The sequence below is a fragment of the Vibrio sp. 10N.286.51.E5 genome (genome assembly GCF_041469125.1).
In the GTDB taxonomy this organism is placed as follows: domain Bacteria; phylum Pseudomonadota; class Gammaproteobacteria; order Enterobacterales; family Vibrionaceae; genus Vibrio; species Vibrio crassostreae_C.
Map to the genome: position 1 here is coordinate 38,913 of NZ_JBFRJZ010000054.1, position 14,210 is coordinate 53,122.

General features: G+C 44.4%; 9 protein-coding genes. 5 read left to right on the forward strand and 4 right to left on the reverse strand.

Going from position 1 to position 14,210, the window contains the following annotated elements:
- Positions 1-155 precede the first annotated feature (155 nt).
- Positions 156-470, forward strand: a complete 315-nt coding sequence (yqfB, locus tag AB4161_RS18625) for a N(4)-acetylcytidine aminohydrolase (RefSeq protein WP_017063603.1) — start codon at positions 156-158, stop codon at positions 468-470.
- Positions 471-538: 68 nt separating this feature from the next.
- A complete protein-coding gene (locus AB4161_RS18630; RefSeq protein ID WP_017063604.1) occupies positions 539-988 on the forward strand; it encodes a hypothetical protein in 450 nt (149 codons plus the stop codon).
- 81 nt (positions 989-1,069) lie between these two features.
- Here the strand turns inward: AB4161_RS18630 and AB4161_RS18635 are convergent, their stop codons facing one another.
- From AB4161_RS18635 to AB4161_RS18650, 4 genes are all read right to left on the reverse strand, one after another.
- Entirely contained in the window at positions 1,070-2,308 is a 1,239-nt protein-coding gene (locus AB4161_RS18635; protein ID WP_372050968.1) for a leucine-rich repeat-containing protein kinase family protein, read from the reverse strand.
- Positions 2,309-2,423: 115 nt separating this feature from the next.
- Positions 2,424-3,998 carry an ABC-F family ATP-binding cassette domain-containing protein gene (locus AB4161_RS18640; protein WP_372083874.1) on the reverse strand — a complete coding sequence of 525 codons (1,575 nt, stop codon included), beginning with the start codon at positions 3,996-3,998 and terminating at the stop codon, positions 2,424-2,426.
- A gap of 522 nt (positions 3,999-4,520) precedes the next feature.
- The gene (locus AB4161_RS18645; RefSeq protein ID WP_017066051.1) at positions 4,521-5,099 is read right to left on the reverse strand and encodes a TetR/AcrR family transcriptional regulator; all 579 of its coding nucleotides are present in this window, start codon (positions 5,097-5,099) and stop codon (positions 4,521-4,523) included.
- Complete coding sequence (locus tag AB4161_RS18650) at positions 5,096-6,532, reverse strand: coniferyl aldehyde dehydrogenase (RefSeq protein WP_372083876.1); 1,437 nt, start codon at positions 6,530-6,532, stop codon at positions 5,096-5,098. The genes AB4161_RS18645 and AB4161_RS18650 overlap by 4 nt, the downstream gene beginning before the upstream one ends.
- Before the next feature lie 560 nt (positions 6,533-7,092).
- Between AB4161_RS18650 and speA the strand changes: the two genes are divergently transcribed.
- The 3 genes from speA to AB4161_RS18665 all read left to right on the forward strand — a co-directional run.
- A complete protein-coding gene (gene speA / locus AB4161_RS18655) occupies positions 7,093-9,000 on the forward strand; it encodes an arginine decarboxylase (RefSeq protein WP_372083878.1) in 1,908 nt (635 codons plus the stop codon).
- Entirely contained in the window at positions 9,000-9,929 is a 930-nt protein-coding gene (speB, locus tag AB4161_RS18660) for an agmatinase (RefSeq protein WP_372083881.1), read from the forward strand. The genes speA and speB overlap by 1 nt, the downstream gene beginning before the upstream one ends.
- Positions 9,930-10,593: 664 nt before the next feature.
- On the forward strand, positions 10,594-14,210 hold a 3,617-nt coding region (locus AB4161_RS18665), incomplete at its 3' end, for a retention module-containing protein (protein ID WP_372083882.1).

The following is a 14,210-nucleotide window of genomic DNA, read 5'->3' on the forward strand; positions in this document are numbered from 1 at the left end:
TTAAGAAAAGGAGAACTTCGGTTCTCCTTTTTTATTGCCTGCAATTTGGCTTTGTCATATTCTCTCGCATCTCGCCCCTAATTTTTATTCGCTTGAACACGCATTCTGGTATATAAACATCTACCTAACCTTTAAATGTTAAGCGACCGAAATAAATGACCGCACCGACTACTATGACGTTCTTCGAACGTTTTGAAACTGACATCCTATCTGGCAAGAAGACGATTACTATTCGTGATGAATCTGAGCGAGACTACCAGCCAGGCAGTGTTGTGGAAGTATCGACGCTAGAGCAAGACCGTGTGTTCTGTAATCTTAAGATCATCAGCGTTGAGCCAATTTTGTTTGATGACTTAGGTGAGTTCCATGCTCAGCAAGAGAACATGACGCTGCAAGTACTGAAAGACGTGATTCAAGATATCTACCCGGGTATCTCTCAACTGTATGTGGTTTCTTACGAGCTTGTGTAGCCCGCTTTAAATAGAATTTGTTGATCAATACTGCGTCTAACGCAGAGCAATGATAAAGGGAAGCCACAATGAGTGAATTACAGAGCGAAACAGTTCAGCAAATTTTGCTTCAACTTTATTGTCGTGAGCAAAATGAGCAGCCGTTAATCTCTAGAACTGATCTCGACATTGCTCTTTATGATAGCGAAGGCTTTCTAGCGTGGCGTGACACAAGGCGTAACTTTACGGTCAGTGATATCGAGAATCGAGTTTGGGTGAAGAGCTGCCCCGGCGGTTACATCACTGAAGTGCACTTCAATGCTGACGGTTCTTTGATTGAATATCGTTTGTTCGACCGATTTGAAACAACAGGGCAGTGGCAACTAAAAGACGGTTTGTTACACGTCGAGATTCTGAAGGGTGAGAACTGCTACCAGTTTGCTGTTGTGGCTCGTGCTGACCTTAATATTCACTCTGCGGTTGAGTATAAGAGCGGAGAGCTGCATTCGTACTTGAAGCTTGTTCAAGTTGAAAGCTAAACGCTGGTTCGTTTAATTAGCATATAAAAAAGCCAACAGTGATGTTGGCTTTGTTGTCTTCAATCTGACTGAATACTTCTATTAAGCTTCGAAGTTCGCCAATCGAGTATAAAGCTCGCTGTCTTGATCTTGCTTTGCACAAATCGTCAGTAGGTCTTCAATAAAGTACTTCAATGCACGTGCTTCAATTCGGCGAATACCTTGTTGATGTTCTTCAGTTAGGTAGCCGTAGATAGTCGCAGCGCCAAAGTCACCAAAGATCATCTGACCTTGTTCGTTCACTAAAGTGTTGTGAGCGTATAGATCACCATGAGAGACTTTATTGGCATGAAGGTGTTCAAACACATCAATCATCTGCTCTGTAATGCTATTGATTTGAGCAATTGAAAGTTCGAAACCTTCTGGGAAAGTATCACGCGTGCAAGTCTCGAGTGTTGGTGGTAGCCCTAGGTTGTAGTAGCTGTTTGGAATGAGTTCCATCACCAAAGCTAGGTAATCTTGTTCCTCTACTTGGGCGATAGATTTTACCAAGTTGTTATGGTGTCCAGCCTGCAAGCACGCTTCCAGTTCATCATGTGGGTAGCCGTCACTGGTGACTTCGCCTTTAAACACTTTAACCGCCACTTCCTGTGGAAAATCGAAGTCGCTGTTTAGCCAGCTTGCATGCGAGATCACGCCAGATGCGCCTTGGCCAAGTACTTGATTCAGTGAATAGCTTTGAGAGCTAACCGCAGGCACGCTATCTAAGCTGCTAGGGTGTTTGCAAAACGGGTTACCCGCAAACGCTAACCAAGCCAGTTTTGGTAGCTTGATAAGGAACTCTGGGAATTCAGTCAACTGGTTTGCAGACAGGCGAACTAGCTCAAGGTTGGATAGGTTTTCCATGCTTTCTGGTAACACGCGAATCTTGTTACCCGCCAATGCCAGTTTCTGTAGTCGCGGTCTTTCACCTAGTGAGCTAGGCAGGGCCTCAATCTCATTGTCGGTCAGGATTAACCAACGTAGTTGAGTCGGCAGAGATTGTTCGCTAACGGTTTTGATTTGGTTGGTTTTGAAGCCAACCATTTCGAGCTTAGGAAGTGACCCTAGAACATCAGGCAGGTGCGTAAACAGGTTATTCGACGCGAAGATAATACGCAGGTTAGTTAGCTTTGATAACTCGGCTGGTAGGTCTGACAGCTGATTACCTGAAAGGTCTAGGATCTCAAGAGAATCTGCAAGCTCTATGATTTCTAGAGGGAACTCTGTGAGACCTTCTGATAGTTTTAGACGCTTAATACCTTTAAGTTGCCCTGATTTTAATTGTTCTAGAGTATGCAAACCTTAGCCTTATGAATAGATGTTCGAGGCGAGTAGTTTACTTGTCTCAACCGAGAAAGGCGAGTATCCGGAAGAATACTCGCCTAACTAAGCTCAGTGAACGAATTTACGAAGGTTAAAGCTGTATATGGTTTTGGCTAACGCCGACCTCCTCAACAAAATCGCTATCATGACTGACCAAGATGAATGCGCCTTGGTATTCACGCAGAGCCGAAGCCAATATTTGCTTCGAGTCTATGTCCAAGTGATTGTCTGGTTCATCAAGCAAAAGAAGTGGGGCATCCTGTTTATGGCTGACGATCAACATCGCCAGCTTCATTTTCTCGCCACCACTGAGGTGATCGACTTTTCGATATACCGAGTCACGCCTGAATCCAATTCCCGCTAGTAGTGTTCGCGCGTCGCTCTCTGTTAATACAAAGCTATGCGTTATTAAACTATCGAACATCGTATCGTTGGTGTCTAACAGGCCAAAGTGTTGATCCAAATAGACGGTCGCCCCTAAGCGCTTAATCGAGCCTTTATAATTGGCGTGTTGACCGTGAATCGCTTTTAACAGTGTCGACTTTCCACACCCGTTAGCACCGGTTAGATAACACCGTTCCCCTTGTGATAAAGAGAAACTGATTGGCGCACCAGAGCCGTAAATAAGGCGGCAGTTTTCAACGGTTAACAAAGAGCTCTTTTTACTGTTATTACTCTGTTGTAGATACAAGGCCTGTGGTTTTAGTTGTTCCTTTTGTTCTTTAAGAGATTGAAGCTTATGTTGGTTTTGGTCCTTTAAGTTCTTTTGACTAGTGGCTGATGCTCCTTGCGTTCGTCCTGCTTTATCTTTCATCGCATCCAATAATATCTTGGGTTGGCTACCGGACTTTCTGAGTCGATTACCTTGAGACTCACGTTGCTGTGCTTTTTCCTTATTAGCTTGAGCTTGGCGCTCCAGTCGTTTCTTTTCGGATTGGTGATGTGAAATCTGTTTATCTAGTGCATCGGCCTGATTCGACATTTGTTTGAAGTAGTCATCGTAGTTTCCTTTATAGAAACGTAACCCCAAACTGTTGAGATGGTAGATACCTTCCATTTGTCTCAATAAGCTTCGATCATGGCTGACGACAAGTACCTTACCTTCAAACAACTGGCATTGTTCTAGTAGCCAATTGCGTCCGTCGTTATCCAAATGGTTCGAAGGCTCATCGAGGATCAGTATGTCGTTATTTGATACGAATAGCTGATGAAGCTGTAACAGGGCGAGTTGCCCACCACTCAAAGAGCAACAAAGTGTGTTCAAATCACGAGTGATCTTTAATGTACCTAGCAACTGCTGGGTACGCGCCTCTAAATCCCAATCATCGCCAACGATATTGAAGTGCTGCAGTTCACAGCTACCTTGTTCTATGGCGCTTAACGCTTCTAACTTTTCGGTGAGTCCTAAGAAGTCAGCGATGGTGATGTTGGTATCCAGTAGCGTTGATGGTAACTGAGAGTAAAAGCCGATTGAACCTTGGCGCGAAACACTGCCCGTTGTGGGCTGTTTTTGTCCAACGAGCAACGAAAGTAACAATGACTTTCCAGCCCCATTTCTTCCGACTAGGCCTGTGAGGCGAGTGCTCAAATTAAAGGTGATGTTTTTGAATAACCACTCACCAGTATCGAGTTGGAATGAGAGATTATTGGCTAAAATAGTAGGCATAAAAATACCTCCCTTTACGTATATACGAATAAAAGGGGTGAGGCGCTTTTTCTATATAGAACCCTACACAGAATTCTATGTATAGATCGCCAAAGACGTTACTTAGGTAGTATGCCAATCAAAGATAGGAAATAGGGTGTTGATCTGATTTCTGTCTTTGAGGTACTAATCTTAAAGATGTTTGTTTGTCAAAAAACGGATCTTTAAGAGCTTGATTTGTCGCGAAAATAGATGATGAAGTAACGCCCACTAACCCCGAGTGTCCAAATGATTTTTATAAAAATAAATCGGATGTCAGGATGTTAGTACTTCATTATGGCGTTATTCTCTTTTGAAATGATGGTGGGATGGTACTGAAAGAACGTACTCTGAGTCAATATGTTGAGGTGATTAAATTGTGTTCAAATAATTAAAGCGCCTTTGTGGCGCTTTAGTGATCATTATTGGAAATCAGTTGAGTCTAGAACTTATATCTTTGGGTTTAGAGCTTAGAGCTTAGAGCTTAGAGCCTTGGGCTTAAAGCTACTTGGTTTGCCCACCAACGGCGCGCCAACACATATCAAAGCTATCGTTGATGTACTTCGATGTTTGCTCTGGTGGAGACTCGCTTTGTTCAATCAGCCAGTTTGCACAAATCAGAAAGTGGCTATGAATGAAGTGTCTAACAAGGTTAATGTCCAACACCATCAATTCACCATCTTGTTGCCCTTTCAAAATGATCTCGTCTAGCGATGCGAACATCTGTGAAACAATCACTTCTCGAGTTTGAGTCGTTGGGTCGAAATGAACATTGGTGAAGAACTTCATCGCAACCGGATTCTCTAATGCCCACTCAATTCCTGTGATCCACATGAACTTAAAGGTTTGGTAGCGATCTTCTACAGCCACATCAGTGTGCGGTTGAAGGGTCGAGAATAGCTCTAGCTTCAGCTCGCGAAACAGTTCATCAATCAATAGAGATTTATTCTCGAAGTGGTGGAACAACGTCGCTTTTGCCACGCCGGCTGTTTTCGCTATTTGTCCGGTAGATGTGCCCTCTAGCCCTTGTTGAGAGAAGAGCAGGAGTGCAGCATCTAGGATTTTTTGTCTTTTGGTGATCATCTATTGAGTACTTTGAACATCAGTTTCTTGATTGGGTTGTTGTAAGGAGGATGCATTAACTTGGTGAAGTTGATTTTTCCTCTACTTAGAACGGTTTTGGCATGGCTAAGGGTCTTGAAGCCCTCAATGCCGTGATAGTGTCCCATGCCTGAAGGGCCGATGCCACCGAATGGTGCGTCTTCTGCAGCCACATGCACCAAAGAATCATTAATACACACGCCGCCAGAGTGCGTGTCTGATAAAAGCTTGTCTTGGGTTTCTTTATTATGGCTCATTAGGTACAGAGCCAGTGGGCGTTCTCTCTCTGTGATGTAATTGATTGCTTCTTCGATGGAATCATAAGGCACGATAGGCAAAACAGGACCAAACAGCTCTTCTTGCATCGCGAGCATCTCATCGTTCACTTCGGTGAGAAGGTGCGGCGTCATTCTGTGGTTTACATCGTCTTGTGCTTGTTCGGTTACCGTGTGAATAACCGCGCCTTTGGCTTGTGCGTCTTCAATGACACCTTTCAAGCGATTGTATTGGCGCATGTTGATCACTGAGGTTAAGTCTTTGCTCTCAATACCGGCTTTATAAAGCTTCTTGAAATAACGCTTATAGGCTGTGATGAACTCGTCTGATTTTTCTCGCGGCAATAAGATGTAATCAGGCGCTACACATATCTGGCCAGCGTTTAGACTCTTGGCAAACAAGATACGTTCAACAGCGTCAGCTACATCAAAGTCAGGGGCAATGATGGTTGGAGATTTGCCGCCTAATTCCAAGGTAACTGGTGTTAAGTTGTTAGCCGCTGCTCTCATAACGTGTTTACCCACAGCGGTTGAGCCTGTGAAAAGGATATGGTCAAACGGCAGTTGGCTAAATTTAGCGGAAACGTCAGCTTCGCCTTCGATAATCGCAACCTGATCTTCACTAAAGCCTTCGGCCAACATCGCTTTTAAAATTCGGTTGGTCGCTGGAGTAAACTCCGACATCTTGAGCATCGCCGTGTTGCCCGCTGCTAACGCTGTGATCAGAGGGCCTAAAGAGAGCATGACTGGGAAGTTCCAAGGCACGATGATACCAACCACACCTACTGGCTGATAATGCACAGTAATCTTGGCTGGTGTTAGCATCAAGCCGGCTTTTCGACGTGAAGGCTTCAACCACTTCTTCAGGTTTTTATCACTGTAATTGATCTGGTGTAGGGAAGGGGTGATGTCAGCAATTAAGCTGTCGTGCTCTGCTCGATGGCCATAATCTTCTGATACCGCTTCAATTAACTGCTCTTGGTAGCGCATTAATAGTTTTTTCAAGACTGAGAGATCATTTCGTCTCTGATCAAGTGTTGGATTAACGTTGTTACGGTAGTGATCTTGTTGTCGGTTGAATATTTGATCCATGTCGTTGGTGCTCGACGTGTTTGGTTCAAGGTCTAGATTATGGCTCATAGTATCCCCTAAATTCGAAGGCTGACCGATTGGTTGGTCAGTTAAAATTACAAGAAGATTGAACCGAATACAAGATATGCGCGAGAAAAGTTCAAAAATTGAGCGGTTACAACATTGAAGTGAGCGAGTTCTAGTAGGAAGAATGAAGTGTTTATCGGCATCGAATCGCGGGACACAAGCTGTGTTGGTGATAGCGAGAGTTCAGATTGTGAAGTGCTTATATTTGTCACAACTCTGACTTAACCTCACTCAATTTACTAAAAATCTTTTGGTTTCTGCACATTTTTTCTCCCTAATTTAATGTGAGAAATTGCTTTATATTTAATGCGCTTCAGCCTGTTTTTACCCTAAAACCTTGTAATTCCTTACCTGTCATTTTAAGTCGATCTGTCGATAAAAAAACGTAATCGTCACCACAAATATCAATGGTTGGACTCGCTCTTAATAATATCGGTTAATGCAGCCAACAAATCGTTTTTGAACGCTTTTTGTTGGGTTATACCTCGCTATTCCAAAGAGGTATCTTCTGTCGATGGCCCTATAGTGTGAGGTCTCTAGAATTGGAAAATTCGGTTAATTTGGAACGCATCCGTGCTGAGTATAATGTAAAGCACTGGAGCCAAGGTTTTTATGGAATTGATGATAACGGTGAGGTGTATGTTTCACCGAGCGAGACGGATCATCAAGTCCCACTAAGTAAGATCGTAAAACAGTTAGAGCAAAGAAATATTGGTTTACCTGCTCTTGTGCGTTTTCCTCAAATAGTGCATCAACGTGTGCACAATATCTGTAACGCATTTAACCAAGCGATCGACGAATATCAGTACGACAATCGTTACCTACTTGTTTATCCGATTAAAGTTAACCAACAAAAAGAAGTGGTTGATGAGATCTTAGCGAGCCAAGCTCAATTAGAGCAAAAGCAGCTAGGACTAGAGGCGGGCAGCAAACCTGAACTATTAGCGGTATTGGCGCTGGCTCAAAAAGCGAGCTCTGTGATCGTGTGTAACGGTTACAAAGACAGAGAATACATCCGTCTTGCGCTGATTGGCGAAAAGCTAGGCCACAAAGTCTTTATCGTTCTAGAGAAGTTGTCTGAGCTTGATCTTGTTCTTTCTGAAGCGAAAGCACTTGGCGTAAAACCTCGTTTGGGTTTACGTATTCGTCTTGCTTCTCAAGGTGCAGGTAAATGGCAAGCAAGTGGTGGTGAGAAGTCGAAATTCGGTTTGTCTGCATCACAAGTGCTTACTGTTATCGAACGCTTGAAAGCCGAAGACCAGCTGGATGTACTTGAACTCGTGCACTTCCACCTAGGTTCACAAATGGCAAACATTCGTGACGTGCGAAATGGCGTGAGTGAAGCGGCTCGTTTCTACTGTGAACTGCGTGATATTGGCGCTCAACTGAAGTTCTTAGATGTTGGTGGTGGCTTGGCAGTCGATTACGACGGCACGCGTAGCCAATCTTCAAACTCAATGAATTACGGCTTGCTTGAGTACGCTCGTAACATCGTGATGACAGTAGGGGATATTTGTAAACTCTACAATCAGCCACAACCTGTGATTATTTCGGAGTCTGGTCGCTCACTGACTGCGCACCATGCTGTGTTGATCACCAACGTGATTGGTACTGAAAGCTACTCACCGGAAGATATGGCTGCGCCAGAAGCAGACGCACCACTGTTGCTAAACAACATGTGGAAGAACTTCTTGGAGTTAGATGCAGGTAATGATGACCGCGCGCTGATTGAGATCTACAACGACACGCAAAGTGATATCGCAGAAGCACACAACCAATTTGCGACAGGCATGCTGAACCTTCAGCACCGTGCTTGGGCAGAACAGATGTCTTTGCGTATTAACTATGAACTTAGCTCTCGTATGAGTACTAAGAACCGCTACCACCGTCCAATCTTGGATGAGTTGAGTGAGCGTTTGGCTGATAAGTTTTTCGTGAACTTCTCTTTGTTCCAATCGTTGCCAGATGCTTGGGGTATCGATCAGGTGTTCCCTGTATTGCCTCTAAGTGGTTTGGACAATGCGGACGAGCGACGCGCGGTAGTACTGGATATCACATGTGATTCTGACGGTACGATCGATCAGTATGTTGACGGCCAGGGCATTGAAACAACGTTGCCAGTTCCAGCATGGAACCCAGACGAACCTTACCTGATGGGCTTTTTCCTAGTAGGCGCATACCAAGAGATCTTGGGTGATATGCATAACCTATTTGGTGATACGCACAGTGTTGTGGTGAATGTTGATGAAAGTGGTCAAGCGAATATCGACTACATCAACGAAGGCGACACGGTTGAAGACATGATGCGTTACGTTCATATCGATATGGACCTAATTCGTCAGAAGTACAAAGAATTGGTCACCGCGAAAGTACCAGCGCAAGAGCAGCAAAGCGTACTTGAAGAGTTAGAGCAAGGCTTGATGGGTTACACCTATCTTGAGGATTTTTAATGAACGATCTATTTACGAAACCAGATTACTCGTTGTACTCCAATGCGATGACGTTTATGCGTCGTCCATTGGTGCAAAACCCAATCGACAACGATGCTGATGTGGTTGTGTTGGGCGCGCCGTTAGATATGGCGACGTCTGGTCGTCCGGGTGCTCGTATGGGACCTGATGCGATTCGTCGTGCGTCAGTAAACTTGGCGTGGGAAGGTAAAAAATTCCCTTGGGACTTCAATGTATTTGAACACACCTCGGTCATTGATGCTGGCGACCTTGTGTTTGATTGCGGTGATGCAGAAGACCTAACTCAACGTTTAGAAGCAGCTGCTGATGCGATTCTAAACAGTGGTAAAACTCTGTTAGGTTTAGGTGGCGATCACTTCATTACACTGCCTTTGTTAAGAGCATATGGCAAGAAGTACGGTGAGATGGCTCTGATTCACTTCGACGCGCACACTGACACTTACAGTCAGGGGAGTCGTTACGATCACGGTACTATGTTCTACCATGCGCCAAATGAAGGTTTAATTTCGCCTGAACATTCAGTGCAAATTGGTATTCGTACAGAGTACAAGCCGGAAGGGCACGGCTTTAACGTTATTAACGCGATGCAAGCGAACGACATGAGCGTGGACGATATCATTGCTCAAGTGAAAGGTATTGTTGGTAATAAGCCAGTGTACTTAACGTTTGATATCGATTGTCTGGATCCTGCTTTTGCTCCGGGTACCGGCACACCAGTATGTGGTGGTTTGAACTCAGATAAAGTGCTCAAAATCATCCGTGGCTTACAGGGTATCAACATGGTTGGTATGGACGTTGTAGAAGTTTCTCCAGCGTATGACCAAAGCGAGATTACAGCACTGGCTGGTGCAACTATCGCACTTGAGCTGCTTTATGTTTGGACGGCAAATCGCCTCGCTAAATCATAGTGTTTGATTGTTAAAAGCGTAACGCTACATACTGATTTTAAAGCCCACTAAGTTTCAACTTAGTGGGCTTTTTTGTTTTGCCGAGCAACAAAAATTCTATTCTCGCATCTCAGTAAGTAGTCTTTTCTTGGCTGTGAACTAATAGGCTAAAAGGCTCGTATTCTACGGTCTATCTCATGATTTGTGAGCGAAAAATCATCACATTGATTCTGAGAGGTGTCTCAAAGATGGGACTTGCCTCTGCTTTACTAAGGATGCAGAGCTTACCGCTATTAATGCCCTGTATTCGCTAATGATTTATCAACTTTGTTACTGTATATATTTATAAAACGAAGATGTGTATTTATATTGCGCGCTCATTTGCATATTAATCAGCATCCTACTAACTTTTGACTAGGGTTTTTAAGCCTTGAAAGAATACTTGGATTTGCGAAAAGATGTCTCTTCGCACAGACATGGCATTTTTTATGGGGAAGACTAGGCTTAAGGGTAAGTAAACTATAAAAAAACAGGCGAAACGGAACTGACTCATCACATACATCATTCTACGTAATTGATTGTTAATGCAGAGAATAAGTTCTGAATATAATTTAAGCCTGAAACCGTTATTACTATCATTTTCACGATGTTGGGCAATACAGCATTTTGTGACCTCGGGGGATATATGGGTATTGAAGTTTCGCGCCAAGCTGCAGTTGTAGAGGCAGTGAGTGGAGAAGTCATTGCGGTTAAGTCTGATGGAAGCGCACGAAAAATTTCAGTTGGCGATATTATTCGTGAAAACGAGATTGTTATCACTGCAAACCAAGCAGAGCTGTTATTAGGTAACCCAAACGGTGTCACTGAGGTGGCAAGTAATTGTGTTGGCTGTGTTGATCAAGACTTAGTGTGGGCTGATGCTCCTATCGCTGGAGAAGTTAATTTTGACTTACAGCAAGCCGATGCAGGAGATTTTGATGATGATGAATTTGCTGCTATCCAAGAAGCCATTTTAGGTGGTGCCGATCCGACCCAAATCTTAGAAGCAACGGCTGCGGGGGGCGGATTAGGTTCTGCAAACGCTGGCTTTGTGACGATTGACTACAACTACACCGAAACTCATCCGTCGACATTTTTTGAGACCGCAGGTCTAGCAGAACAAACGGTTGATGAAGACCGAGAAGAGTTCAGAACAATAACCCGTTCATCGGGAGGTCAATCAATCAGTGAAGTGCTCACCGAAGGCTCCATTTCTGGCAATACCTACCCCCAATCTATTACAACTACCGAAACGATTATTGCTGGTAGTTTAGCGCTCTCCCCTGATTCTTTTGTTCCAGAAGCACTGTCTCTCGCTTCGCTACTCACAGAGCTAAACAGTGATATTACTTCAAGTGGTCAACCCGTTACGTTTACTTATGATGCGGCGACGAACTCTATCATTGGTGTTCAAGGCACCGATGAAGTATTACGCATCGACATCGATGTTGTTAGTGTTGGAAACAACGCTGAGCTTTCATTGACCACAACGATTTCTCAACCAATTGATCACGTAACGTCTGTTGGTGGCGGTCAGGTTTCCTATACAGGCGATCAAATTAACATCACTTTTGATATTCAAGGTGAAGACACCGCCGGAAACCCATTAGCAACACCAATTAATGCGCAAGTTGCCGTGGTTGATGGGGGCGATCCGTCTGCTGAAAGTGTGAATATCAGTAACGTAGAAACTAGCAGTGCAGCAATTGAAGGAACGTTCTCCAATATTGGTAGTGATAATCTTCAATCAGCTGTATTTGATGCTGGTGCACTGGACCAGTTTGATGGGTTGCTCAGTGATAATCAAAATACGCTTGCCAGACTTTCTGATGATGGAACAACGATTACTCTGTCCATCCAAGGTCGAGGTGAGGTTGTTCTCACTATCTCACTAGATACCGATGGTACTTATAAATTCGAGCAGTTTAATCCAATAGAACAAGTGGGCACCGATTCACTGACGTTCGATTTACCGATCACGATTACCGATTTCGACCAAGATGTTGTAACCAATAACATCAACATTGTTATCACTGATGGCGATAGCCCAGTCATTACTAATGTCGACAGTATTAGTGTCGATGAAGCAGGCATCATTGGTGGCTCACAAGAGGGAACCGCGCCTGTAGCGGGGAGCGGAAGTATCACTGCCGATATTTTCGAAAGCGACATCATCGACCATTATGAACTGGAGCCGACGGAATTTAATACGGGTGGCAGCTTGGTTTCAAATGGTGAGGCTGTGCTACTTGAGCTGATTGATGAAACCAACGGTGTAAGAACTTACGAAGGTTATGTTGAGGTCAATGGTTCGAGAATTACGGTCTTTGACGTTAAAATTGATAGCCCTTCATTGGGGAGCTACGAATTTAATCTGTATGAAGACCTTTCACATCAAGGCGCTGAAGATACGCTGCTAACTTTTGCATTGCCAATTTATGCTGTTGATGCCGATGGCGACCGTTCTGCACTGTCTGGAGGCTCTAGTACACCAGAAGCCGCTGAGATCCTCGTTAATGTTAAAGACGATGTACCAGTGATGACAGCACCTACAGGGGAAACAGTTGTCGATGAGGATGACCTCACTGGTATTGGTTCCGATCAATCTGAAGACACCATTATTAATGGATTATTCACGGTTGATGAAGGCGCCGATGGTGTTGCGAAGTATGAACTGGTTGATGAAGATTTGGTTCTGACTGGCTTAACCTCTGATGGAGAAAGTCTAGAGTGGCAAGCTGTTTCACAAAACGGCACAACATTTACTTATGTTGCTCAAACTGCAACGAGTAATGAAGCGGTGTTCGAGATTATTTTCGATACCTCAGATAACAGTTATCAATTCGAACTGTTTAAACCAATTAAACACCCTGATGGCTCGGGTGAAAACACGATTGACCTTAACTTCTCTGTTGTGGCTGAAGATTCCGACCAAGATAAATCGAATGCGGTCGATCTGCAGATCACGGTGACGGATGATGTGCCAACCATCACTGATACGACGGTTGCGAGTACGTTTGTCGTTGATGAAGATGATTTAGGCTCTGTTGTCGTTCAAGCGACAGGCTCGTTTGTTACCACAGAAGGTGCAGACCAAGCTGAGGTTTACGAACTACGCAATATCTCATCGCTGGAAGCGACGCTATCGTCGGGCAATGAAGGTATTGAGATCACTGAGATCACAGGTGCTGCTAACACGACGACCTACCAAGGTGCAACTGACGCGAGCGGAACGCCAATCTTCACATTAGTGCTGACTGATGATGGTGCTTACACGTTTACCTTGCTTGGTCCTCTCAATCACGCTACGACACCGAGCAACCTCGATACATTAACAATACCGTTTGATGTTGTTGCTGTTGATCGTGATGGCGATGATTCTAACCAATATGTATTGCCAATCGAGGTGCTCGATGCTGCGCCAGTAATGACGGCGCCGACTGGTGAAATGGTTGTCGATGAAGACGATCTTACTGGTATTGGTTCAGATCAATCTGAAGATACCATTATTAATGGGTTATTCACGGTTGATGAAGGCGCCGATGGTGTTGTGAAGTATGAACTGGTCGATGAAGATTTGGTTCTGACTGGCTTAACCTCTGATGGAGAAAGTTTAGAGTGGCAAGCTGTGTCACAAAGCGGCACAACCTTCACTTATGTTGCTCAAACAGCAACGAGTAATGAAGCGGTGTTCGAGATTATTTTCGATACCTCGGATAACAGCTATCAATTCGAATTGCTTAAACCACTTAAGCACCTTGATGGCGCGGGTGAAAACGCGATTAACCTTAACTTCTCTGTTGTAGCTGAAGATTTCGACCAAGATAAATCGAATGCGATCGATTTGAAGATCACGGTGACGGATGATGTGCCAAGCATCACTGATACGACAGTTGCGAGTACGTTTGTCGTTGATGAAGGCGATTTAGGCTCTGTTGTCGCTCAGGCGGCAGGCTCGTTTGTTACCTCAGAAGGAGCAGACCAAGTAGAGGTTTACGAACTACGCAATATCTCAACGCTAGAAGCGACGCTATCGTCGGGCAATGAAGGTATTAAGATCACTGAGATCACAGGTGCCACTAACACGACTACCTACCAAGGGGCAACTGACCCAGGTGGGACGCCAATCTTCACATTAGTGCTGACTGATGACGGTGCTTATACGTTTACCTTGCTTGGCCCTCTCAATCACGCTACGACACCAAATAACCTCGATACATTAACAATACCGTTTGATGTTGTGGCCGTTGATGGTGACGGCGA

Excerpts from the sequence above, each read along its gene's own strand:
- yqfB (WP_017063603.1), top strand. The coding sequence starts at position 156 with ATGACCGCACCGACTACTATGACGTTCTTCGAACGTTTTGAAACTGAC.
- AB4161_RS18630 (WP_017063604.1), top strand. The coding sequence starts at position 539 with ATGAGTGAATTACAGAGCGAAACAGTTCAGCAAATTTTGCTTCAACTT.
- AB4161_RS18640 (WP_372083874.1), bottom strand. The coding sequence starts at position 3,998 with ATGCCTACTATTTTAGCCAATAATCTCTCATTCCAACTCGATACTGGT.
- AB4161_RS18645 (WP_017066051.1), bottom strand. The coding sequence starts at position 5,099 with ATGATCACCAAAAGACAAAAAATCCTAGATGCTGCACTCCTGCTCTTC.
- AB4161_RS18650 (WP_372083876.1), bottom strand. The coding sequence starts at position 6,532 with ATGAGCCATAATCTAGACCTTGAACCAAACACGTCGAGCACCAACGAC.
- speB (WP_372083881.1), top strand. The coding sequence starts at position 9,000 with ATGAACGATCTATTTACGAAACCAGATTACTCGTTGTACTCCAATGCG.